We start from the raw sequence: 23,458 nt of genomic DNA, 5'->3' as shown, positions 1-23,458 counted from the left end.
TGGAGTTTCAGTTTAACTAGTGACTTGAGGAAAACCTAATGTCCAAAATCGTAAAAATCATCGGTCGTGAAATCATCGACTCCCGTGGTAACCCGACTGTTGAAGCCGAAGTACATCTGGAGGGTGGTTTCGTCGGTATGGCAGCTGCTCCGTCAGGTGCTTCTACTGGTTCCCGTGAAGCTCTGGAACTGCGCGATGGCGACAAATCCCGTTTCCTGGGCAAAGGCGTAACTAAAGCTGTTGCTGCAGTTAACGGCCCGATCGCTCAGGCGCTGATTGGCAAAGATGCCAAAGATCAGGCTGGCATTGACAAGATCATGATCGACCTGGACGGCACCGAAAACAAATCCAAATTCGGCGCGAACGCAATCCTGGCTGTATCTCTGGCTAACGCCAAAGCTGCTGCTGCCGCTAAAGGCATGCCGCTGTACGAGCACATCGCTGAACTGAACGGTACTCCGGGCAAATACTCTATGCCGGTTCCGATGATGAACATCATCAACGGTGGTGAGCACGCTGACAACAACGTTGATATCCAGGAATTCATGATTCAGCCGGTTGGCGCGAAAACTGTGAAAGAAGCCATCCGCATGGGTTCTGAAGTTTTCCATCACCTGGCAAAAGTTCTGAAAGCGAAAGGCATGAACACTGCTGTTGGTGACGAAGGTGGCTATGCGCCGAACCTGGGTTCCAACGCTGAAGCTCTGGCTGTTATCGCTGAAGCTGTTAAAGCTGCTGGTTATGAACTGGGCAAAGACATCACTCTGGCGATGGACTGCGCAGCTTCTGAATTCTACAAAGACGGTAAATACGTTCTGGCTGGCGAAGGCAACAAAGCGTTCACCTCTGAAGAATTCACTCACTTCCTGGAAGAACTGACCAAACAGTACCCGATCGTTTCTATCGAAGACGGTCTGGACGAATCTGACTGGGACGGTTTCGCATACCAGACCAAAGTTCTGGGCGATAAAATCCAGCTGGTTGGTGACGACCTGTTCGTAACCAACACCAAGATCCTGAAAGAAGGTATCGAAAAAGGCATCGCTAACTCCATCCTGATCAAATTCAACCAGATCGGTTCTCTGACCGAAACTCTGGCTGCAATCAAGATGGCGAAAGACGCTGGCTACACTGCTGTAATCTCTCACCGTTCTGGCGAAACTGAAGACGCTACCATCGCTGACCTGGCTGTTGGTACTGCTGCAGGCCAGATCAAAACGGGTTCCATGAGCCGTTCTGACCGTGTTGCTAAATACAACCAGCTGATTCGTATCGAAGAAGCTCTGGGCGAAAAAGCACCGTACAACGGTCGTAAAGAGATCAAAGGCCAGGCATAAGCCTGACTTTATCTGATTTAAAAATGCCAGCCTTCGGGCTGGCATTTTTTATGGTTGAGTTACCAGCGACCGGAAGCACCGCCACCGCCAGAAGAACCGTCACCTCCGCTAAATCCGCCACCACTTGAGCCGCCACCAGAACCGCCGCTGTCTGAATGATAACTTCTACCTGATGCTTTTTTCTGTGGGACACATAACCAGGTAAAGACCATAATGATGGTGAAAGTAAAAAAGAAGGAAAATACAGCAATGGAAAAAGTTTGATCGGAGAACAGGAATAAATCTATAAGATAGACTGTTGAAATACAAACACTGCTTTTAAATGCCCGACAAAAATTATTGCCTTGATGAAAAAACCAGAAAGGGAAGAACATCACTGCAAATACCCAAAAAATAGCAAAGTAGTAATGATCACTGGAAGACGCTGATTCACTTTCTGAAGGATTAGACGAATATTGGTGTTGTGAAGTGAGTTGGTTATTCAAAGCGATTATAGCTAACTCTCATCCCTTAGCTAATTTTTGTTTTTTAAAGGCGGGTATCATGATGTTACGGATGATATTGCCAGCCAGAGCATCGGTTACCTTTTCTTCCAGCCCATAACCTACCTGAATGCGGACAGTTCGATCCGACCAGGCAACAACGATCAGTATCCCATCATTACGTTTGGCATCTCCTAAACGCCAATTGTCAAAAACCCTTGTAGCATATTGTTCAATAGAATCGCCTCCGGTGGATGGCACTATTAATACAGCGACCTGTGCCCGTGTTTTTTGTGTAATATCCTGCAGCTGTTGTGTCAGTGATTGTTGTTCAGACGTGCTTAAGGTACCAGTAATATCGGTCACCTGTTGGCGCAGCTCCGGCACAGCAATTTGCTGGGCAAGCACAGGAAGGCACCATAAAGTGAGTAGAAAAAGGATTATACGCATAACGATCACCAACGGTCGGATGAACCGCCACCGCCAGAAGAACCGCCGCCACCGCGGAAAGAGTTTTTCGACGAAGAACGAGAATGAGCATTACGATTCCCCGTTTTCTTGTTGCTTTTATGCCCTGATCCCAGTTTAAGATTGCCAGTAAATTTGGCCACAATGATCAGCAGAACGATGCCAGCAATGGTTATTGGGCCGATAAAATGATCAATTAGCCCAATAATTGTTGAGATGAACGCAATATCTTTATTACTGGCGAATACCAGGCACCATCCCACAACAATTATCAGCAGCACGACAAACAATGAATTTCGTCCTGATTCACGAACCTGCGGAGCCTTCTTTTGTTTATTCACTTTAGCGTTTTTATTTTGGGGGGCCAGCATCATAGGAAATGTGCGGCATATATTAAAAACTACCGCGAGACGCTGCCAGCAGATTGCTGCGAAAAATAAACTAAAACAAACGACCGATACCCGCCGAATGATGACATCGTCCTGAAAGGAGAAAAACCAGACCATAGGAGTAATCATCGATATCATCCATATGCCAGGCCCGGGACGGCTGGTAAATCGCCAGAGGACAACGATGGCAACGATCATCAGTAATGTCCAGGCAAGACATGGCAGCGAGCGTTGCGGATTAGCAAACAGATGATTGGCTAAAGCATCCAAAGGGCTAAGATTCGCTTTTATATAGGTAAACTGTGAACCGCCCCGGGTTTCCTGGAGAGTGTTTTATCTGTGAACTCAGGCTGCCAGATCATTGTTTCCGATGGAAGCATAATAAGCTTTTTCTGCTTCTGCCGGAGGAGTATGGCCCAGCCTTCCCAGCAATCGTCGATTGTTATACCAGTCCACCCACGTTAGTGTGGCCAGTTCCACTTCTGCACGGTTTTTCCAGCTCTTACGGTGTATTACCTCCGCTTTGTAAAGACCATTGATGCTCTCAGCCATCGCGTTGTCATACGAGTCGCCTGTACTCCCTGTTGATGCCAGTAATCCGGCTTCTTTTAGTCGCTCCGTATAGGCCAGTGACACATACTGAGAGCCTTTATCGCTGTGATGGATGGTGCCAGACGGACGACGGGCCCACAACGCCTGCTCCAGCGCATCCAGCACGAATGTCGTTTCCATAGACGATGAGACCCGCCACCCCACGATGTATCCGGCAAACACATCAATGATAAACGCCACATAGACGAAGCCCTGCCATGTGCTGACGTAAGTAAAATCAGCCACCCACAGCTGGTCAGGACGTTCTGCCACGAACTGACGGTTTACGCGGTCACCTGTGGCAACGGTTTTCCGGCTGACGGTAGTGCGGACCTTTTTACCCCGGAGAACACCGGCAAGTCCCATAACCGCCATGAGGCGCGCCACTGTACATCTGGCCACCCTGATTCCTTCCCGTAACAACTGACGCCAGACTTTACGCACACCGTACACCTGATGATTTTCATCGTATACGCGCTGTATCTCTCTCTTCAGCCAGTCATCGTGCTGCGCACGGGCACTGCGTTTATCCGGATGATGTCGCTGTTGCTGACAATGGTAATACGTTGACGGGGCAATATGCAGTTCGCTGCATACCGGTCCGACCCCGTACTGCTCACGCAGCTTATCCAGCAGTGGCATCATTTTTTCCAGAGGCGGTCGAACTCCGCCTTCGCAAAATAAGCGGAAGCCTGGCGAAGGATATCGTTACTGCGGCGCAGTTCACGATTTTCACGTTCCAGCTCTTTCAGACGCTGACGTTCAGCGCTGGTGAGCCCACCATCACCGCCCCCGGTATCCCGCTCATGCTGGCGAACCCAGACACGCAGAGTCTCCGGCGTACAGCCAATCTTTGGGGCAATGGAACAAATTGCCGCCCACTGTGAGTCATATTCATCCTGACTTTCCAGAACCATACGAATCGCCCGCTGACGGACTTCGGGGGAAAAACGAGTATTTTTAGTCATCCTGTTTACCTCTTTCTCAGGGAGTTTAGTCTCCAGGATTTCCGGGGCGGTTCACTGTGCGATGCCTTCAATTCCCTGCGTTAACCCGGAGAAGAGATTATTTTTTTTGAATTCCGGTTGCATATGGTAATGAACAATTTGCGCAGCTTGTTCCGGTGGCAGCATCTCTTCCAGTCCATGCCCAATCTTCATTGACGCCAGCCCTTCCGGCCAAACGACGAGAATTAAGATACCTTCGCCGTACCGCTTCTCTCCAACGGGTTTCCAGTGATATAACCCGTAGCTTTGCGAGGCTGTAAGTTTAATGTCTTTACTCCCAGTGGTCGGCGTAACCAACACGGCCACCTGGAAGTGGTTTTGCTGCGCGAGAGTCTGTAATTGTTGATTTAAAGCAGTTTGTTCTTCTGTCGTTAATGTCCCGGTTAAGTCAGTGACTGAAGGCAATCTTTCAGCGAATACCTGAAAACCGCATAGCATCAGAAGTAAGAGAAAAATACGCATTTCAATTCCTTTTGTTACCAGCGCCCGGAAGCGCCACCGCCACCAGATGAACCGCCGCCGCCGCTGAAATTATCATTGTCAAAAGAGGATGAAGAGGAAGATGACGACGATGATGAAGAACGCCTGGAGGCCGAGTTACTTCTTTCGTAATGTGACGGTCGGTTGGCACTGCGCATCGAATCCCGAACCTTTTTGCCGAAGGGGGTAAAAGCGATGGCGACAGCCAGGAACGGTGTGGCGAAGCAGAGTAATGTTGCGAGTACTCCCCAGCTTCCGCCGAAACCTGCTATAGGTAAAACAAAGGCCAGTACAATAGCTGTGAAGCAAATTAGTCCCAGCGTTTTGAAATATCCTCTGGCGGAAATAAAGGTCAGTACTATTGCCCAGACTAACAAAGCCCACCAACCGTTAAAGGGCAAAGGGTGATCGGTCGGTGTTATCGTTGCTAAATTATTCCCCGTCAGACGATTATCAATATCGCTAATTCCCTTTTGCAAGCCGCCAGCCAGGTCGCCATTTTTAAATGCCGGAATAATACTGTTGCGAATAATTTTCCCGGACTGCGCATCCGTAATAACGCCTTCCAGTCCGTAACCGATTTCAATACGCACGGCCTGATCCTGCCAGGCGACTAACAGTAGAACGCCATCATCGCGGTCTTTATCACCTGGTTTCCAGCTATCGAATACCCGCGTAGCGTACTGCTCGATGGTTTCATCGCCCGTTGTTTCAACCACTAACACGACCAGTTGTGCGTGGCTTTTTTGCGTCAGAGCTTTAATCTGGTTGGTCAGGGTGTTTACTTCGCTGCTCGTCAATGTGCCGGTTAAGTCATTCACATACCTGGGTGATTCAGGTACTGGAATTTGTGTGGCAAACACAGATGAACAGAAGAAAGCCATAAGGAAGATAAAATTTCGCACAGGACTTCCTCGCTTAATGAGCATTAGCATTCTGGCTAAAATCTATTGTTGGGGTTTTACTCACAGCGGCGACATCATCCGGCAAATAATTTTTCTTCGGTGTGTAATCCATGACTTTTGCGGTTAACACTGCGGGGAATTTGCGGATAGTGACATTATATTGTTCGATGGCTTTAATATATCTTCCTCGCGCAACGGCAATTCGATTTTCACTTCCTTCGAGCTGTACCATCAAATTTTGATAGAGTTCCTGGGCCTTTAGCTCAGGGTAACGTTCACTAATTATCGTTAACTGACCGAGAGTGCGGGACACCTGCGCCTGAGCTTGTTGCCAGGTTTGTAATTTTTGTTCATCTCCCGGAGTTTGCTGAAGAGCACTACTGGCGCGATTAGCCTGACTACGTGCCAATGTTACGGCTTCCAGTACCTCTTGTTCATGGCTGGAATAACCTTTAATACTGGCGACAAGATTAGGAATAAGATCGGCGCGACGTTGATATTGATTTAATACCTCAGACCAGGAAGCGTTAACCTGCTCATCATAGGTTTGAATATCGTTATATCCACAGCCTGATAAATTGAAAATAAATATAATTACGATGAATATTCTGAGCATGGTTAAATCCCTTTTAATTAATTCCTTAAAACATAATACGCCACTTCATTTTATTCTTTATGATCTAATCCACTTTTTGCCTTAAACCTGCCTGTAACAGAATGTTAATAAGACATGATTGTTGTGGCAGGATCTGCAATAATTAACAATTATCCACTTCACAGAGAATGCTATGCAGTACCCGATTAACGAGATGTTCCAGACCCTGCAAGGTGAGGGTTACTTTACCGGCGTCCCCGCCATTTTTATTCGTTTACAGGGATGCCCGGTCGGCTGTGCCTGGTGCGACACCAAACACACCTGGGAAAAGCTTGAGGATCGGGAAGTCTCCCTTTTCAGCATTCTGGCGAAGACCAAAGAGAGTGATAAGTGGGGGGCGGCGAGCAGTGAAGATTTGCTGGCTGTCATTGGTCGTCAGGGATACACCGCGCGGCATGTGGTGATTACGGGTGGTGAGCCTTGCATTCATGATTTGCTGCCACTGACTGACCTGCTCGAAAAGAACGGTTTTAGCTGCCAGATCGAAACCAGCGGTACTCATGAAGTACGCTGCACGCCGAATACCTGGGTTACCGTATCGCCAAAGCTGAACATGCGCGGCGGCTATGAAGTGTTGTCACAGGCACTGGAACGAGCCAACGAAATCAAGCATCCAGTGGGACGCGTACGTGATATTGAAGCACTGGATGAACTACTGGCAACGCTGACCGATGATAAACCACGAGTCATTGCACTGCAGCCAATTAGCCAGAAGGACGATGCCACACGTTTGTGCATTGAAACCTGTATTGCGCGTAACTGGCGTTTATCGATGCAAACACATAAATATTTAAATATTGCCTGATTAAACATTTATAAGCGTTATAAATGGGTGGAACCTGTAAAGACTTCCACTCATTTATATTCTTTGTCGCCTCTGAAAAAACTCTATTTTGCCCATTCTGGACTAATTATTATCATTCTCTACAAATTCTCTGGCGTTAATTTTTCGTTGGAGTGAAAATTATTGCAGTGAAGTTTGGTAGATTTTAGTGGGTATAGAGTTATTTTAAATATTTACTTTTTTAATCAATGGATTAAGTGTTCTTTAACATAATGGATGTGTTGTTTGTGTGATCCTGTAAAGTTGGTAGATTGTGACTGGCTTAAAAAATCATTAATTAATAATAGGTTATGTTTAGAGAGTTCCCCACGTCAGCGGGGATAAACCGACCGCGTTTTTTTGCTCTGTACCGTTTTCGCAGAGTTCCCCGCGCCAGCGGGGATAAACCATGATCAGGACCCAATCAAACAGCAACAGAATAGAGTTCCCCGCGCCAGCGGGGATAAACCGCGCGGAGCACGGCGACGGCTGTTCATCTTTTGGAGTTCCCCGCGCCAGCGGGGATAAACCGTTGAATGGCTGATTGATGCGGCGGAAACATATGAGTTCCCCGCGCCAGCGGGGATAAACCGTACGTTAAACGCCATCTGTCATGGGTCGTCATGTGTTCCCCGCGCCAGCGGGGATAAACCACCATATAACCCGTTATCTCTTTCTCAAGTTTTTATATTAGCTGTACTTGTAATAAGCAACATATCCACATAACACCTCATGTTCAAAATAGTTCCCCATGCCAGATAAGTTCACAATTATCGATACAAAAAATCAAATTTAATCAAAGTGTTATATGTATAATCCTTAAACCGTTAAGAAATTTTAATATATTATTTTTTTAATATTAATTAATGCCTGTTAATTTTTTCTTTAGAATAACAGTGTATTTTTTAAGCTTGTTATTCATTGATTAAGTAATAAATCTGGAAGTTTGTCTTTGTTTTGAGGCTAATGAGTGGTTTTACATAACCGCCTCTATACGCTGTTGATGAATAGTTCTTATGAATAAAGATATCCAGTTCATACTTTAAGTGAAAATTGATAAAGTGCGATTCGTATTGTCTTTTATTCTAAAGACATCGAGTGTAGTTAATATTCCTTGTAAAAACAGGGATAAACCGAACTAGTTAAAGTTTTTATTATGTTCCCTGCATCAGCGGGGATAAACCGGACTTGTTATCATTTTTTAAGTTGTCGAACTTATGTTCCCCGCGTCAGCGGGGATAACCATTCAGGTATGTTCAGGCCGGGCATTTTCCCGCCCGGCCTTCCTCACTTACGCATTCGACCAGCTCTGGATCGAATCTTCATTCCCCAACTCACCATGCATCACTTCATACGATTTTTTCAGGATCACATCAGTGTGTTTGGTTAGGTCTTTGAAAATGCCTTTATTCATCGCGTCGTAGCGTTTGGCGTTGCTCTCAACAGGCATAAAGATATCTTTCACGCGAACCATTTTGTCGACAGCCGTTGCGTAATCCGGGTATAGCCCCAGACCTACCGCCGTATTAATCGCTGCCCCCAGGCTTGCACAACCGTTAATGGCGTTACGTCGTGCCGGAAGGTTGAACACGTCGGCAAAAATTTGCATAAACAGATCGCTGTTCGAACCGCCGCCAGTAATGATCACATGTTTCGCAAAGTGATTCATTTCATGACACATATTGTCGTAATTGTTCTTCAGCGTCAGCGCCACGCTTTCCAGTATCGAACGATATATCCATGCGTAATCCATGCTGGAATCAAAGCCGATCATAATCCCGCGTTTGTACGGTTCCCACGGATTGGTCAGCCAGTCCAGCACCGTCATCAGACCATTACAGCCAGGCGGCACACAACAAGCTTTTTTGTTGAGCAAATCTTCCGGTGAAAGATCCTGCGCCCTGGCATCCTGAATTAACGATTCGCCTAGCATGTCGCGCAGCCAACTCACCGTCCACATGCCTTTGCGAATACCGTAACCTTCATACAGCAAGGTTTGCGGAATAGAAGACATAATCGGCCAGTACGCTACCGGATCTTTCGGCAGTACTTTGCCGTTCATCATCAACGCGATGTAAGTGCCAAGAGAAATTACCGCAGTTTCATCATCCAGTAACCCGGCTCCCAGTGCTTCTACCGGTTTATCACTGGTGGTACAAACAACCGGCAGCCCAGCCGGGAAATGTGTCGCCAGCGCGGCTTGTGGTGTGATATGCCCAAGAACAGTGCCTGGCATTTGCACATCAAACAGCATATGACGGGGGATATTAAACTTCTCCATGACTGCGGCATCTTCACTCCATGCCCAGGTCTTATAATCCACCGGCCACTGACCAAAATAGTTGGCGATATTGTCTTTAAACTCGCCGGTTAGGCGATGCGTCAGATAACCCGAAAAAGAGGTGACATATGCCACGTCAGGATTCGTATGTTCGTAAGGGCGTGTAACGCGTGCATCCTGCCAGCTAATCAACGGCGCAGCTGGCGTGCCATCGGCTTTCAATAACGCACGGCAGCAACGGATAGATCCCAGACCAATGCCGACAATATCTTCTTTATTCCCGGCAAACTGGCTCATCAAATCGTGACCAGCAAAACATAATGATGCCCATAAATCATCGTCAGGATGTTCTGCGGTATCGGCATCTGGAGTGTGCATCGGTTGTAATAAGCCTTTGCCTTCGCAAACCACGTTACCTTCCAGATCGTACATCACCACTTTTGTGCTCTGACTTCCGCCATCAATCCCTATGATGTATTTTTTCGACATGATTTTTCTCCTGTAATTTTCCTGGCTTACTTGCTGCTAGCCATTGCGGGGGTGCTATCAGCAGTACGAATTTTTTGGAACAGCAAAAAGGTAAAGACGATCACCATGGCAAGCGCCGCCATGCCCATCAGCCACATATTGCGGTAGGCTTCTGCCGCGGGCAGGGTGTCTTGCCAGTAGCCGATAATTGGGTAAACGAAGACATCCGGCAGGAATCCAATCACCGAACAAATACCTACCGTGGTGCCCATAATGTAAGACGGTGTTCTCGCTTCGCCGGGGCAGGCCCAGTACAGCCCGCGCGAGGCGTAACAGGTGAATCCCAGAAGTAAAATCAGACCAATCCCCATCGCGACCGATTGCGGGTTAGAGTTCGTGATGAGCAGGGCAGTTAACGCCAGCAGGCCGAGTACGGAAAGGATTTGGATCACGCGGGTAGGGGATTTCACTTTGCTGTAGGTGGTGATAATGCCACCAAGTGGGCCGCACAGTGCGCGGAAGATTTTGTTGATCACAATCCCCATGTAGCTCGCCGCCACCAGCGACATGCCGTACATTTCGGTCAGATAGTTGGTGGAGTAACTCAGAATGGCGTAGATGGTGAAGACGCCAAAAATCACCATGCTGCAGTACCATGTGGTGCTGATACGCAAAACGGCAAGGATGTCGCTAAGCTGGAATGACTGTTTTTCTTCGGTGTTGGTATTGCGCAGGTTGTTGTTATCGCTAACAAAAAACCAGCACAGAATCCCCAATAAAATGTAGACCACACTGTAGATGATAATGACCGTTTTCAGGCTGGCGCTGTCATCCGGTGCAAAGCGAGAAAAGACCCACATGGTAAACACCGCCAGCGACATTACACCGACGCCGCGCAGCCCTTCCATCCAGCCCATAATTTTCCCCTGCTCGCTATGATCGCCAAGCAACGATGCGGCTTTAATCGACACCGACCACAGCATTAAAATCGTCGTTATCGCAAAGGCGACCTGAATACAGAGCATTACCCACAGCGGTGGATACGTTGCCATTAACAGACCCAGCAATCCGGTAATGATCATCGCGGAAGTAATCATTTTGCGATGCGAAAATTTATCGGCAATAACGCCGCTGGGGGCATAAAGAATAATAGCCGCAATACCAAAGGTACTCATTATTAAACCTATCTCGGTATTGCTGAATCCCATAAATTTAGCCATGGGAATTTGATAAATATAACGTAAATAAGCCAGATCAAAACTAACGCCGCCACTAAAACTAATTATCGCGAGGGTTATCCAACGGCGATATGAGTTGTGTTGCATATCGTATTCCCATTTGTAATAGACAAAAAAAAGAGAAAAGTAAGCCGCCCTTTCAGGTGGATTACTTTTCTCAGGTCTCTAGTAATTGCAATAAGAAATAACATGGAAAGCAGGGGTGTTGTGTGAGAGTAGTCACGCTTCTGCTTTTTAAAATTATTTGATAATACGAATATCACACTGTGATTACGATCACATTAGCGTTTATGCCCTTATGCTAAAAATTATCTCCAGTTACCAGAGATAATGAGAAAGGTAACTTCCCTCTCGCGGGGGAAGTTACCTTTCTTTTTTTTTGCCTTACGGAAATTGGAGCTAACTATGTCAATCGAATCTCTCAATGCGTTCTCAATGGATTTTTTCTCCCTGAAAGGTAAAACCGCAATTGTTACCGGCGGGAATAGCGGTTTAGGCCAGGCATTTGCCATGGCACTCGCAAAAGCAGGCGCAAATATCTTTATTCCAAGTTTCGTTAAAGATAATGGCGAAACAAAGGAAATGATTGAAAAACAGGGTGTTGAGGTGGACTTCATGCAGGTGGATATCACCGCAGAAGGCGCGCCGCAGAAGATAATTACCGCCTGTTGTGAACGTTTCGGCACCGTCGATATTCTGGTTAACAATGCCGGTATATGTAAGCTGAATAAGGTGCTGGATTTCGGTCGTGCCGACTGGGACCCGATGATTGACGTGAACCTGACCGCCGCATTCGAGTTAAGCTACGAAGCGGCAAAAATTATGATCCCGCAGAAAAGCGGTAAAATCATTAATATCTGTTCACTGTTTTCTTACTTAGGTGGTCAATGGTCACCTGCTTATTCTGCCACTAAACACGCCCTTGCCGGATTTACCAAAGCCTATTGCGATGAATTAGGTCAATATAATATTCAGGTAAATGGTATTGCCCCAGGATATTACGCTACCGATATCACCCTGGCGACACGCAGTAATCCAGAAACCAATCAGCGCGTTCTTGATCATATTCCAGCAAATCGTTGGGGCGATACTCAGGATTTAATGGGCGCAGCCGTATTTCTCGCAAGTCCGGCATCGAATTATGTCAACGGGCATTTATTAGTGGTTGATGGCGGTTATTTAGTGCGCTAATCCATAACGGTGGTTTCTGATTTCTTTTATTAATGACTATTCCATTTTTATTATCAGGAAGGAATTACTATGTCTTTATCTCGCGCAGCGATTGTCGACCAGCTAAAGGAAATTGTTGGTGCAGATCGCGTAATTACCGATGAAACGGTATTAAAGAAAAACAGTATTGATCGTTTTCGTAAATTTCCGGATATTCATGGTATTTATACTTTGCCTATTCCGGCAGCGGTCGTAAAACTCGGTTCCACAGAGCAAGTGTCCCGTGTGCTGAATTTTATGAATGCACACAAAATTAACGGTGTGCCGCGTACCGGGGCTTCCGCTACCGAAGGTGGGCTGGAAACCGTTGTGGAAAACTCGGTAGTGCTTGATGGCTCTGCAATGAATCAAATCATTAATATTGATATAGAGAATATGCAGGCGACGGCGCAATGTGGCGTTCCGCTGGAAGTGCTGGAAAACGCGTTGCGTGAAAAAGGTTACACCACGGGGCACTCTCCGCAGTCAAAGCCGCTGGCGCAGATGGGCGGCCTGGTAGCAACCCGCAGTATCGGGCAGTTCTCCACACTTTACGGCGCAATCGAGGATATGGTCGTTGGCCTGGAAGCAGTACTGGCTGATGGCACCGTGACACGCATTAAAAACGTGCCACGACGCGCGGCGGGTCCGGACATTCGTCACATCATCATCGGCAACGAAGGCGCATTGTGCTATATCACTGAAGTCACTGTGAAAATCTTTAAATTCACCCCGGAAAACAACCTCTTCTACGGCTATATCCTGGAAGACATGAAAACCGGCTTCAACATCCTGCGTGAAATCATGGTGGAAGGATATCGTCCGTCGATCGCTCGTTTGTATGACGCTGAAGATGGCACCCAACACTTCACCCATTTTGCCGACGGAAAATGCGTGCTGATCTTTATGGCTGAAGGTAACCCTCGCATTGCGAAGGCGACGGGCGAAGGGATTGCTGAAATCGTGGCACGTTACCCGCAATGCCAGCGCGTGGACAGCAAGCTGATCGAAACCTGGTTTAACAACCTGAACTGGGGACCGGATAAAGTGGCTGCCGAACGTGTGCAGATCCTCAAAACCGGCAACATGGGCTTTACCACCGAAGTGTCCGGCTGCTGGAGTTGCATACACGAAATCTACGAAAGTGTTATTAACCGTATTCGTACCGAGTTCGCGCACGCCGACGACATCACCATGCTGGGCGGTCACTCCTCTCATAGCTATCAGAACGGCACCAACATGTACTTCGTCTACGACTACAACGTTGTTGACTGTAAGCCGGAAGAGGAAATCGACAAATACCACAATCCGCTCAACAAAATCATCTGCGAAGAAACCATTCGCCTCGGCGGTTCGATGGTACACCATCACGGTATCGGTAAACATCGTGTTCACTGGAGCAAACTGGAACACGGCAGCGCGTGGACATTGCTGGAAGGGCTGAAAAAACAGTTCGATCCTAACGGTATTATGAATACGGGTACTATCTATCCGATTGAAAAATAATGTGTCAGGCAGCGTTTCGCGATGACGGGGCGTTGTCTTTTCGGCTTCTCAACCGGGAAGCCGTTCTTATTACCGGACAATGAAGGGGTAAAGATGAACACTTCACCGGTGCGAATGGATGATTTACCGCTTAACCGTTTTCACTGTCGAATTGCTGCGCTGACTTTCGGCGCACACCTGACCGACGGTTATGTTCTCGGCGTCATTGGTTACGCCATAATTCAGCTTACTCCAGCCATGCAACTGACGCCGTTTATGGCGGGAATGATCGGCGGCTCGGCGCTACTTGGCCTGTTTATCGGCAGCCTGGTTTTGGGCTGGATCTCCGACCATATCGGGCGGCAAAAAATCTTCACCTTCAGCTTTATGCTGATTACACTCGCCTCGTTCCTGCAATTTTTTGCCACCACGCCAGAGCATCTTATTGGACTGCGCATTTTGATCGGCATTGGGCTGGGAGGCGATTACTCAGTAGGCCACACCTTGCTGGCTGAATTTTCTCCGCGCCGCCATCGCGGTATTTTGCTGGGCGCATTCAGCGTGGTGTGGACCGTAGGCTATGTGTTGGCAAGTCTTGCCGGACATCACTTTATTTCAGAAAACCCGGAGGCCTGGCGGTGGTTACTTGCATCGGCGGCATTTCCTGCCCTGTTGATTACGTTATTACGTTGGGGAACGCCAGAATCGCCACGCTGGCTACTGCGCCAGGGGCGTTTTGCAGAAGCTCACGCTATCGTGCATCGCTATTTTGGTCCCCATGTTTTACTGGGCGATGAAGTGGCAACGGCGACCCATAAACACATCAAAACCTTGTTCTCTTCGCGCTACTGGCGGCGCACGACGTTTAACAGTGTCTTCTTTGTCTGCCTCGTAATCCCATGGTTTGTAATTTACACCTGGCTGCCGACTATCGCCCAGACTATTGGACTGGAAGATGCGCTGACTGCCAGCCTGATGCTTAATGCGTTGTTAATTGTGGGCGCGCTGCTGGGATTAGTTCTGACGCACCTGCTGGCACATCGCAAATTTTTGCTGGGAAGTTTTTTGCTGCTGGCGGCAACGCTGGTAGTGATGGCCTGTTTGCCTTCTGGCTGTTCATTAACGCTGCTGCTTTTTGTTCTCTTCAGTACCACCATTTCGGCAGTCAGTAATCTGGTGGGCATTTTGCCTGCGGAAAGTTTTCCTACTGACATTCGCTCGCTGGGTGTCGGTTTTGCCACCGCCATGAGTCGGTTGGGCGCGGCGGTAAGTACTGGCCTGCTGCCGTGGGTGCTGGCGCAGTGGGGAATGCAAGTTACCTTATTGCTCCTGGCGACAGTGTTGTTGGTTGGTTTTGTTGTGACCTGGCTATGGGCGCCAGAAACCAAAGCACTCCCGCTGGTGGCGGCGGGAAATGTAGGAGGTGTGAATGAACATTCTGTTAGCGTTTAAAGCCGAACCGGATGCCGGAATGCTGGCAGAAAAAGAGTGGCAGGTGGCGGCTCAGGTTAATTGCGGACCGGATGTTTCGCTGCTGCGAAGTTTACTCGGTGCTGATGAACAGGCCGCTGCCGCGCTTCTGTTAGCGCAGAGAAAAAATGGTACGCCGATGTCTTTAATCGCGTTGAGCATGGGGGATGAACGGGCGTTGCACTGGCTGCGCTATCTTATGGCGTTGGGGTTTGAGAAGGCAGTATTGCTGGAGACGGCGGCAGATCTGCGCTTTGCACCGGAATTTGTCGCCCGGCATATTGCCGAATGGCAGTGCCAGAATCCGCTGGATCTGATAATTACCGGCTGCCAGAGCAGCGAAGGGCAGAACGGGCAAACGCCATTTTTGCTGGCGGAAATGCTGACCTGGCCCTGTTTTACTCAGGTGGAGCGTTTTACTCTCGACGCACCGTTTATCTCGCTCGAACAGCGTACTGAACATGGATTACGCTGTTGTCGGGTCCGCTTGCCTGCGGTGATTGCCGTGCGCCAGTGTGGCGAGGTGGCCTTGCCAGTACCGGGAATGCGCCAGCGAATGGCTGCGGGGAAAGCTGAAATTATCCGCAAAACTGTTACTGCTGAATCGCCAGCGATGCAGTGCCGGCAACTGGAAAGGCCAGAGCAACGACGCGGTGCAACGCTTCTTGATGGGCCAACGGTAGCAGAAAAAGCGCAAAAACTGTGGCGGGATTATTTGTGCCAGAGGATGCAGCCATGAATATCGCAATTGTGACAATAAATCAGGACCATGCCGCAATAGCGGACTGGCTGGCGGAGCAGGATTTCAGCGGCAGCACATTAACGCACTGGCAAATCGAGCCGCAGCCGATGGTCGCGGAACAGGTGCTGGATGCGCTGGTAGAACAGTGGCAGCGAACGCCTGTGGACGTTGTTCTCTTTCCGCCGGGAACGTTTGGCGATGAACTGTCGACACGGCTGGCCTGGCGTTTACATGGTGCAAGCATTTGCCAGGTGACTTCATTAGATATTCCAACCGTAAACGTACGCAAATCCCACTGGGGAAATGCGCTAACGGCGACGCTGCAAACAGAAAAACGCCCGCTATGCCTCTCCCTGGCGCGTCAGGCGGGAGCAGATAAAAACGCCTCGTTGCCCTCTGGTATGCAGCAACTGAACATTGTCCCAGGTGCGCTTCCCGACTGGCTGGTTAGCATAGAAAACCTGAAAAATGTTACCCGCGACCCATTAGCTGAGGCCAGACGGGTGCTGGTGGTGGGGCAGGGCGGAGAGGCAGATAACCAGGAAATCGCTATGCTGGCAGAAAAGCTGGGAGCCGAAGTGGGCTACAGTCGGGCACGAGTGATGAACGGTGGCGTTGATGCTGAAAAAGTGATTGGTATTTCCGGACATCTGCTGGCACCTGAGGTGTGTATTGTTGTTGGTGCTTCCGGCGCAGCAGCGTTAATGGCGGGCGTCCGCAATAGCAAGTTTGTGGTGGCGATTAATCATGACGCCAGCGCGGCGGTATTTTCACAGGCAGATGTTGGCGTGGTTGATGACTGGAAAGCGGTGCTGGAGGCACTGGTGACAACCATTCACGCAGATTGCCAATAACGTGCTGCCGGATGATCCTGTCTACGGTTCTGGGCTGGGGACTGTAGGCCTGATAAGACGCGTCAAGCGTCGTATCAGGCGCTGAATGTCGGATGTGGCGTGCAGCCTACAAATCACACAAATTCAACTCGTTACGAGTGTCCCGTCAAAGCAATTTTTTCGCTAACGTCCAGACCCCGGTATTCGTGGTAGAAAGCGCCACTACACCGGCGTTAATCGCATTACGCGCATCCTCTTCATCGCACACCAGCCCGCCAGCAATCAGCGGCTGGTGGATTTTCTCCGTTACCCAGCCCAGCACTTTAGGCATACAGCCTGGCAGAATTTCAATACAATCAGGATTCGATTGCGCAACCTGCTTATCAATGTTGTGAAAAGAAATCGAGTCGACAATAAACAAGCGATGAATACAGAAAAAGCCTTCCGCTCTCGCCGCTTTTAGCATTGACGCTTTGGTACTGATAATGCCGTCCGCCTCGGTCACCAGTTTCAGAAACTGAATTACTACTTCTTTATTTGACGCGCCTTCCAGCAAATCGACATGAATAAAAGCATATTTTCCGGCGTTCTTAATCTTTTTGACGATATGACTGATGGTGCAAATATTGCCGTACAACACGGAAATAAACCGGCATTCAGAGTCGATTGCCAGTTGCAGGCTGGCATTGTCTTTAACGGCAGCAATCACCGGATTCTGGCGGAGCAGGTGTAAGAGGGGCATAAATTATCCTTATTATTTATCCAAAGCGGTAGGTGATGCCGAATCCGGAAGGCGGATAGCGCCACTGTTGTAGGGTTTTTTCATCACACAGTAAACGGCAGGTGCCACACTCCAGGCAGCCGCGATAATCAACGCGTAAGTCGCCTTCCGGCGTGAGCGAAAAAAGACCAGCCGGACAAGCGTTAATCAACCGTTCTGCCGTCTGGCGCTCAACGGAGTCTGCCGGAACAATATGTGGCGCATCAGCAGCGCGCCAGAGATTACGGGCTACAGACATCGAATACTCCTGACAACATCGCCCGCCAGATGCCACAGGCCGTGACGACGTAAATGACGCCAGAGCAACTGGCGCAGCGGCGGAACAGGTTTATCACCTTGATCCCATAAATCACGGGAAATATCCTGCATTAACACAGGCCACTTACGGTACCAGCCCGGGCGTTGCAAAAGCGCCGGAACATGCTGATAGCGCTGTAGAACATCCCACAGCAGGCTGAGCTCTACGTTGTAATGATAAAGCGGAAACAGATTTTGCGGCTCGCGGTGCTGGCAGGCGCTTATCAGCGTTTGTGCCGCCGCCTGTGCGCCAGCCAGCGCCATATCCATGCCGCGCACGGACATTCCGGTATTGACGCAACTGCGCAACGTATCGCCCACCAGCAGCCAGCCGTTACCGGCGTATTGCACCGGCATACTGTGCAAGCCACCTTCTGGCACCAGATGCGCACCATACTCCAGTGATTCCGTGTTTTTGATAAGCGGGCGCACTGCCGGATGCGTTTTAAAGCGAGCCAGCAGCTCGCTTGCCGGAACACGACTTTGCGTAAGTGAAGAGAGCGGGCAAACAATCCCTAACGAGAGTGTTTGTTGATTAGTATAAAGAAATGCGCCGCCGGGTAAGTCATCACAGATTCCGCCGCTGAACAGCAACGCTGAGCCTTCGTTATTCTCCAGATGAAAACGTTCTTCAATAGCGGATGTTTCCAGCGCCAGCACTTCTTTGATCCCCAACGCCATCGCTTCGCCAGCAGGACGAGTCACTAACCCGTGACGCTCAGCCAGGACGCTGTTGGCACCTTCTGCCAGCACCACATAATGGGCGCGGAGAATATCGTCACCACAAATGACACCACACACCCTGCCGTTTTCTTCATACAGCGCATCTACCGTCGCACCAGGGATGCATTCGACACCTTCTTTTTCGGCTTCGGCAACCAGCCACGGATCGAACCGTGCACGTAATACGCTCCAGGATTCACCGCCGGGCTGTAAGCTGGAAAACGTCGTTGCGCCATCCGGCGTTAGCAGAGAAAGACTTTCGTGAGTGATGCGTCGTTCAAGAGGCGCGGTCAGGTGAAACTGAGGGAGGAGTTCCGCGAGCGCATGCGTGTATAAACGCCCGCCGGAAAGGTTTTTACTGCCGGGAATTTCAGCGCGTTCCAGTAACAGAACGGATAAACCTGCCCGCGCGCAGCGTAAAGAACAAGCGGTGCCTGCTATACCCGCACCAATAATAATAATGTCGCAGTCGTCTTCCATGTCATGCCCCAGATATCCAGAGCGCAACACCCTAACATAGCGTTACTTAAGGGAAATTGACCGCCGACACACTCTTATCATTCGCCGCGATAGATGCAACCTGCGGTGCAGGTTTCTTTCACCATAACCGCACTTAACAGCGGAACAACCGGTTTAACCTGATCCCAAATCCATTTTGCTAAAACCTCGCTGGTCGGGTTTTCCAGGCCAGGAATATCATTGAGATAATAGTGATCGAGGCGATCATAGGTTGGTTTAAATGCCGCTTTCAGTTCAGCGAAATCGATAATCCAGCCCGTATGCGGATCGACTTCCCCGGTAATTTCCAGTCGCACCATAAAGGAATGCCCGTGCAGGCGACCACATTTATGTCCTTCCGGGACGTGTGGTAAGCGGTGAGCGGCTTCGAAGGTGAAATCTTTAAATAACGTGGTGGACATCATAATTTCTCTACATGACGATAAAACCGCCGTAGAGTACCGGAAAGGCTGTTTTTTCGCATTATCTAAAACGACTTTGTTGCGCAAAATCGCTGATTTATCTTAATGATTGGTTAAATTCATTTGTTTTTCATTGGGTTGGTTAATCTGTTTTGTTGTTAAAGACTATTGCTAAAACAGGTTAGTCGATTTGGTTATTAGTTATCGCTATCCCGTCTTTAATCCACACCGTTCACCCCGTTAACCTTACCTTCTCTTCTGTTTTATGGGCGCTGACAGGGCGCAGAAACAGCTTTGCTTACTGGAACATAACGACGCATGACGACACAGGTCCCACCTTCCGCGTTGCTTCCGTTGAACCCGGAGCAACTGGCACGCCTTCAGGCGGCCACGACCGATTTAACTCCCACCCAGCTTGCCTGGGTTTCTGGCTATTTCTGGGGCGTGCTCAACCAACAGCCTGCTGCGCTTACAGCGACGCCAGCGCCCGCCCCCGCCGCAGAAATGCCGGGTATAACTATTATCTCCGCTTCGCAAACCGGCAATGCGCGCCGGGTTGCTGAAACATTACGCGATGATTTATTAGCGGCAAAACTGAACGTTAAGCTGGTGAACGCGGGCGACTATAAATTCAAACAAATCGCCAGCGAAAAACTGCTCATCGTGGTGACGTCAACGCAAGGTGAAGGGGAACCGCCGGAGGAGGCCGTCGCGCTGCATAAGTTCCTGTTCTCCAAAAAAGCGCCGAAGCTGGAAAACACCGCGTTTGCCGTGTTTAGTCTCGGCGATAGCTCTTATGAATTTTTCTGCCAGTCCGGAAAAGATTTCGATAGCAAGCTGGCGGAACTGGGCGGTGAACGCCTGCTCGACCGTGTCGATGCCGATGTTGAATACCAGGCCGCTGCCAGCGAGTGGCGCGCCCGCGTGGTAGATGCTCTTAAATCGCGTTCGCCTGTCGCGGCACCTTCGCAATCCGTCGCTACTGGCGCGGTAAATGAAATCCACACCAGCCCGTACAGCAAAGACGCGCCGCTGGTGGCGAGCCTTTCGGTTAACCAGAAAATTACTGGGCGTAACTCTGAAAAAGACGTTCGCCATATCGAAATTGACCTGGGCGACTCTGGCCTGCGTTACCAGCCTGGCGATGCGCTGGGCGTCTGGTATCAGAACGATCCGGCGCTGGTGAAAGAACTTGTCGAATTGCTGTGGCTGAAAGGCGATGAACCTGTCACCGTCGAGGGCAAAACGTTGCCTCTGAACGAGGCCCTACAGTGGCACTTCGAACTGACCGTCAACACCGCCAACATCGTTGAGAACTACGCCACGCTTACCCGCAGCGAAACACTGCTGCCGCTGGTGGGCGATAAAGCGAAGTTACAGCATTACGCCGCGACCACGCCGATTGTCGATATGGTGCGTTTCTCTCCTGCGCAGCTTGACGCTGAAGCCCTGATTAACTTGCTGCGCCCGCTGACCCCGCGCCTGTACTCCATCGCCTCCTCGCAGGCGGAAGTCGAGAACGAAGTACACGTCACCGTTGGTGTGGTGCGTTATGACATTGAAGGCCGCGCCCGTGCTGGCGGTGCCTCCAGCTTTCTTGCGGACCGTGTGGAAGAAGAGGGCGAAGTCCGCGTATTTATCGAACATAACGACAACTTCCGCCTGCCCGCTAACCCGGAAACGCCGGTGATTATGATTGGCCCAGGCACCGGCATCGCGCCATTCCGCGCCTTTATGCAGCAACGCGCCGCTGACGAAGCGCCGGGCAAAAACTGGCTGTTCTTCGGCAACCCACACTTTACCGAAGATTTCCTCTACCAGGTGGAGTGGCAGCGCTACGTCAAAGAGGGCGTGCTGACGCGTATCGATCTTGCCTGGTCGCGCGATCAAAAAGAAAAAATTTACGTACAAGACAAAATGCGCGAACAGGGCGCAGAGCTGTGGCGCTGGATCAATGACGGTGCCCACATTTATGTCTGCGGCGACGCTAATCGCATGGCGAAAGACGTTGAACAGGCACTTCTGGAAGTGATTGCCGAATTTGGTGGCATGGACACCGAAGCGGCGGATGAATTTTTAAGTGAGCTGCGCGTAGAGCGCCGTTATCAGCGAGATGTCTACTAATGAGCGAAAAACATCCAGGGCCTTTAGTGGTCGAAGGTAAACTGACAGACGCCGAGCGCATGAAGCTTGAGAGCAACTACCTGCGCGGGACCATTGCGGAAGATTTAAACGACGGTCTGACCGGCGGCTTTAAGGGCGACAACTTCCTGCTGATCCGTTTCCACGGTATGTATCAGCAGGATGACCGCGATATCCGCGCCGAACGTGCTGAACAGAAGCTGGAACCGCGTCATGCGATGCTGCTGCGCTGCCGTCTGCCGGGTGGGGTGATCACCACTAAACAGTGGCAGGCAATTGATAAATTCGCCGGTGAAAACACCATTTATGGCAGCATTCGCCTGACCAACCGCCAGACGTTCCAGTTCCACGGCATTCTGAAAAAGAACGTCAAACCGGTGCACCAGATGCTGCATTCGGTCGGTCTTGATGCGCTGGCGACCGCCAACGACATGAACCGTAACGTGTTGTGCACCTCGAACCCGTACGAGTCGCAACTGCACGCAGAAGCGTATGAGTGGGCGAAGAAGATCTCTGAACATCTGCTGCCGCGAACCCGTGCCTATGCGGAGATCTGGCTCGATCAGGAAAAAGTCGCCACCACTGACGAAGAACCGATCCTCGGTCAGACCTATCTGCCGCGTAAATTCAAAACGACGGTAGTGATCCCGCCGCAAAACGATATCGATCTGCATGCCAACGACATGAACTTCGTGGCGATCGCGGAAAACGGCAAGCTGGTAGGCTTCAACCTGCTGGTGGGCGGTGGGCTTTCTATCGAACACGGCAACAAGAAAACCTACGCCCGCACGGCGAGCGAGTTTGGCTATCTGCCACTGGAGCATACGCTGGCGGTGGCGGAAGCGGTCGTTACCACTCAGCGTGACTGGGGTAATCGTACTGACCGTAAAAACGCCAAAACCAAATACACGCTGGAGCGCGTGGGGGTCGAGACGTTTAAAGCAGAAGTGGAACGTCGCGCGGGGATCAAGTTCGAACCGATCCGTCCGTATGAATTTACCGGGCGCGGCGATCGTATCGGCTGGGTAAAAGGGATCGACGACAAATGGCACCTGACGCTGTTTATCGAAAATGGCCGAATTCTTGATTATCCGGGGCGTCCGCTGAAAACCGGCCTGCTGGAGATCGCAAAGATCCACAAAGGTGATTTCCGCATTACGGCGAACCAGAATCTGATCATCGCCAGTGTACCGGAAAGCGAGAAAGCGAAGATTGAGAAGATCGCCAAAGAGAGCGGATTGATGAATGCCGTCACGCCGCAGCGCGAAAACTCAATGGCCTGCGTGTCATTCCCGACTTGCCCGCTGGCGATGGCGGAAGCGGAGCGTTTCCTGCCGTCGTTTATCGATAACATCGATAATTTAATGGCGAAACATGGTGTCAGCGATGAGCACATCGTGATGCGTGTAACAGGCTGCCCGAACGGTTGTGGTCGCGCGATGCTGGCGGAAGTTGGCCTGGTGGGTAAAGCGCCTGGGCGCTACAACCTGCATCTTGGCGGCAACCGCATTGGGACACGTATCCCACGGATGCATAAAGAAAACATCACCGAGCCGGAAATCCTGGCGACGCTTGATGAACTGATAGGGCGCTGGGCGAAAGAACGTGAAGCGGGTGAAGGCTTCGGTGACTTTACGGTGCGTGCGGGCATCATTCGCCCGGTGCTCGACCCGGTGCGCGATTTGTGGGATTAATATGAATTGCCGCTTCAACTCGGTTTTGTTGGCCTGAT

The 23,458-nt window shown here is 50.0% G+C and carries 17 protein-coding genes, 4 pseudogenes, 1 CRISPR repeat array and 1 other annotated feature; of the genes and pseudogenes, 9 read left to right on the top strand and 12 right to left on the bottom strand.

The features are described from left to right. Positions 1-38 precede the first annotated feature (38 nt). A complete protein-coding gene (gene eno / locus QUF14_RS17700; RefSeq protein ID WP_000036723.1) occupies positions 39-1,337 on the top strand; it encodes a phosphopyruvate hydratase in 1,299 nt (432 codons plus the stop codon). A 59-nt stretch (positions 1,338-1,396) separates the two neighbouring features. On the opposite strand, the pseudogene QUF14_RS17695 reads toward eno, so the two are convergent. The 6 genes and pseudogenes from QUF14_RS17695 to QUF14_RS17670 form a co-directional block, all read right to left on the bottom strand. Beyond that, positions 1,397-2,269 (bottom strand): annotated as a pseudogene (locus tag QUF14_RS17695) (TPM domain-containing protein). A gap of 5 nt (positions 2,270-2,274) precedes the next feature. After that, positions 2,275-2,982 (bottom strand): annotated as a pseudogene (locus QUF14_RS17690) (TPM domain-containing protein); the annotation flags it as partial. Positions 2,983-3,021: 39 nt separating this feature from the next. Beyond that, positions 3,022-4,235 (bottom strand): IS3 family transposase gene (locus QUF14_RS17685; RefSeq protein ID WP_371829233.1). Its coding sequence is split into 2 segments (ribosomal slippage): positions 3,022-3,947 and positions 3,947-4,235, totalling 1,215 coding nucleotides; the frame shifts between segments, so codons are not numbered across the junction. Further along, positions 3,838-3,954, bottom strand: a sequence feature (AL1L pseudoknot). Its footprint overlaps the gene before it by 117 nt. A 54-nt stretch (positions 4,236-4,289) precedes the next feature. Continuing rightward, positions 4,290-4,736: pseudogene (locus tag QUF14_RS17680) on the bottom strand (TPM domain-containing protein); the annotation flags it as partial. 251 nt (positions 4,737-4,987) lie between these two features. Further along, positions 4,988-5,659, bottom strand: a pseudogene (locus QUF14_RS17675) (TPM domain-containing protein); the annotation flags it as partial. Positions 5,660-5,672: 13 nt separating this feature from the next. Further along, complete coding sequence (locus QUF14_RS17670) at positions 5,673-6,275, bottom strand: LemA family protein (RefSeq protein ID WP_000944224.1); 603 nt, start codon at positions 6,273-6,275, stop codon at positions 5,673-5,675. 172 nt (positions 6,276-6,447) lie between these two features. On the opposite strand from QUF14_RS17670, the gene queE reads away from it, so the two are divergent. Next, positions 6,448-7,119 carry a 7-carboxy-7-deazaguanine synthase QueE gene (gene queE / locus QUF14_RS17665; protein WP_001199973.1) on the top strand — a complete coding sequence of 224 codons (672 nt, stop codon included), beginning with the start codon at positions 6,448-6,450 and terminating at the stop codon, positions 7,117-7,119. Positions 7,120-7,459: 340 nt separating this feature from the next. Next, positions 7,460-7,790: a CRISPR direct-repeat array (repeat unit 26 nt; unit sequence GTTCCCCGCGCCAGCGGGGATAAACC). 638 nt (positions 7,791-8,428) lie between these two features. Here queE and QUF14_RS17660 read toward each other — a convergent pair. Together QUF14_RS17660 and QUF14_RS17655 are read right to left on the bottom strand one after the other, a co-directional pair. Then, a complete protein-coding gene (locus tag QUF14_RS17660) occupies positions 8,429-9,907 on the bottom strand; it encodes an FGGY-family carbohydrate kinase (RefSeq protein WP_000039722.1) in 1,479 nt (492 codons plus the stop codon). A gap of 26 nt (positions 9,908-9,933) precedes the next feature. Then, complete coding sequence (locus QUF14_RS17655; protein ID WP_001164555.1) at positions 9,934-11,211, bottom strand: MFS transporter; 1,278 nt, start codon at positions 11,209-11,211, stop codon at positions 9,934-9,936. Between the two features lie 318 nt (positions 11,212-11,529). Between QUF14_RS17655 and QUF14_RS17650 the strand changes: the two genes are divergently transcribed. The 5 genes from QUF14_RS17650 (at position 11,530) to QUF14_RS17630 (ending at position 16,884) form a co-directional block, all read left to right on the top strand. Further along, positions 11,530-12,315 (top strand): SDR family oxidoreductase, encoded by a 786-nt coding sequence (locus tag QUF14_RS17650; RefSeq protein ID WP_000021332.1) that lies wholly within the window; start codon positions 11,530-11,532, stop codon positions 12,313-12,315. Positions 12,316-12,384: 69 nt separating this feature from the next. Next, positions 12,385-13,839 carry an FAD-binding oxidoreductase gene (locus QUF14_RS17645; protein WP_000059298.1) on the top strand — a complete coding sequence of 485 codons (1,455 nt, stop codon included), beginning with the start codon at positions 12,385-12,387 and terminating at the stop codon, positions 13,837-13,839. Between the two features lie 21 nt (positions 13,840-13,860). Then, complete coding sequence (locus QUF14_RS17640; protein ID WP_186269270.1) at positions 13,861-15,270, top strand: MFS transporter; 1,410 nt, start codon at positions 13,861-13,863, stop codon at positions 15,268-15,270. Then, complete coding sequence (locus tag QUF14_RS17635) at positions 15,248-16,027, top strand: adenine nucleotide alpha hydrolase family protein (protein WP_001023531.1); 780 nt, start codon at positions 15,248-15,250, stop codon at positions 16,025-16,027. The genes QUF14_RS17640 and QUF14_RS17635 overlap by 23 nt, the downstream gene beginning before the upstream one ends. Next, positions 16,024-16,884: an electron transfer flavoprotein subunit alpha/FixB family protein gene (locus QUF14_RS17630; protein WP_024212020.1), complete on the top strand. Its 861-nt coding sequence runs from the start codon at positions 16,024-16,026 to the stop codon at positions 16,882-16,884. The genes QUF14_RS17635 and QUF14_RS17630 overlap by 4 nt, the downstream gene beginning before the upstream one ends. Before the next feature lie 145 nt (positions 16,885-17,029). Here the strand turns inward: QUF14_RS17630 and QUF14_RS17625 are convergent, their stop codons facing one another. From QUF14_RS17625 to queD, 4 genes are all read right to left on the bottom strand, one after another. Next, on the bottom strand, positions 17,030-17,605 hold the full coding sequence (locus QUF14_RS17625; protein WP_001130280.1) for a glycerol-3-phosphate responsive antiterminator: 576 nt from the start codon (positions 17,603-17,605) through the stop codon (positions 17,030-17,032). Positions 17,606-17,621: 16 nt separating this feature from the next. Next, the gene (locus QUF14_RS17620) at positions 17,622-17,882 is read right to left on the bottom strand and encodes a ferredoxin family protein (RefSeq protein ID WP_000109507.1); all 261 of its coding nucleotides are present in this window, start codon (positions 17,880-17,882) and stop codon (positions 17,622-17,624) included. Further along, a complete protein-coding gene (locus QUF14_RS17615) occupies positions 17,873-19,144 on the bottom strand; it encodes an FAD-dependent oxidoreductase (protein ID WP_024212019.1) in 1,272 nt (423 codons plus the stop codon). Before QUF14_RS17615 ends, QUF14_RS17620 begins: the two co-directional genes overlap by 10 nt. 77 nt (positions 19,145-19,221) lie before the next feature. Continuing rightward, positions 19,222-19,587: a 6-carboxytetrahydropterin synthase QueD gene (gene queD, locus QUF14_RS17610; protein WP_001329795.1), complete on the bottom strand. Its 366-nt coding sequence runs from the start codon at positions 19,585-19,587 to the stop codon at positions 19,222-19,224. 315 nt (positions 19,588-19,902) lie between these two features. Between queD and cysJ the strand changes: the two genes are divergently transcribed. Continuing rightward, positions 19,903-21,708, top strand: coding sequence for an NADPH-dependent assimilatory sulfite reductase flavoprotein subunit (gene cysJ / locus QUF14_RS17605; protein WP_000211945.1), 1,806 nt, complete (start codon positions 19,903-19,905; stop codon positions 21,706-21,708). Then, complete coding sequence (cysI, locus tag QUF14_RS17600) at positions 21,708-23,420, top strand: assimilatory sulfite reductase (NADPH) hemoprotein subunit (protein ID WP_001290698.1); 1,713 nt, start codon at positions 21,708-21,710, stop codon at positions 23,418-23,420. The genes cysJ and cysI overlap by 1 nt, the downstream gene beginning before the upstream one ends. Positions 23,421-23,458: the final 38 nt, after the last annotated feature.

Origin of the sequence: Escherichia sp. HH091_1A, assembly GCF_030295175.1 — a bacterium.
Lineage (GTDB): Bacteria > Pseudomonadota > Gammaproteobacteria > Enterobacterales > Enterobacteriaceae > Escherichia > Escherichia coli_F.
This window is presented reverse-complemented; position numbering and strand designations above follow the sequence as displayed.